Below are 1,056 nucleotides of genomic sequence, written 5' to 3' on the forward strand. Positions count from 1 at the left end.
GAAGTGCAACGCACCCGAAGCTAGATTTTACCTCAAGCGGTGTTCTAAACCCTAGCACCTTTCTTGGTCGATTATTTAAACTGTCTTCAATCGACTGAACTAAGTGCCTGCATAGGTTATCTAGACGCATCGACTTAGGTAGAAACTGACGAATTAAACCATTGGTATTCTCATTCGTTCCGCGCTCCCAAGAATGATAAGGCTGAGCGAAGTAAATATCAGCCTTTAACGCGGTTGCCATCGCTTCATGGTCAGCAAACTCTTTACCGTTGTCAAAGGTGATGCTTAACGCCTGCTCACCTTTTAACATGTCAATACAAGCTTGTGTGACAGCTTTTGCCTTACGATTGGGTAGCGCTTTGATCTTAGTCTCTCGAGTCGTTCTATCTACTAAAGTAACCAGAACACCTTGATGTCCATGACCAACCACCGTATCCCCTTCATAATCGCCCATACGACTGCGTGTCTCAATGATGCTAGGACGCTCAGTGATATCACAGCGGTTCGCTATTTTCCCGCGCCTATCATTGCCTTGCAGATACCGTCTCTTATAACGCTTTTGACATCTGAGGGTGGTGTGTAGAGCACCCCCTGCCTTTTTGTCAGTATAGATGTGTTGGTATATCGATTCATGGCTTGGGACATCTTCCCACCCCAGCATCCTCAGTCGCCCTGTTATCTGTTCAGGGGAGTAGTGCTTGCTGAGTAGATGCTCAATATAGCACCAGCCAAAGCGACTAATCTGTGTGCTATTCTTAACTTTGCGCGCTTTTGCCAAACGATGGGCTTGTTTGGGGCGATAACCCCTTTGTCCCAGGTTTCGCCTTATCTCTCGACTCACCGTTGATTTATGACAGCCGATAATTCTAGCTATTTCACTCATGCCTTTTTTAGCTTGCAATAGTGCTGATATTTGATATCTTTGCTCTTGGGTAAGATGTGTATAGTGTTTCATAACGTTCTGATATGTAGGAGTTGAAGTTTGAAATGCAACACGGCACATCTTACTCTTCAACTCATTCTTTTAAAACGTTGCACTTCTTATTTGAATCTAGG

The 1,056-nt window shown here is 44.5% G+C and carries 1 protein-coding gene; it reads right to left on the reverse strand.

Annotated elements, in window-relative coordinates; genetic code table 11:
* The coding region (locus A7325_RS00055) for an IS30 family transposase (protein WP_156508464.1) at positions 1 to 955 on the reverse strand (955 nt) is incomplete at its 3' end.
* Between the last annotated feature and the right edge of the window lie 101 nt (positions 956 to 1,056).

Origin of the sequence: Psychrobacter sp. SHUES1, from assembly GCF_001652315.1 — a bacterium.
Taxonomy (GTDB): Bacteria; Pseudomonadota; Gammaproteobacteria; order Pseudomonadales; family Moraxellaceae; genus Psychrobacter; species Psychrobacter faecalis.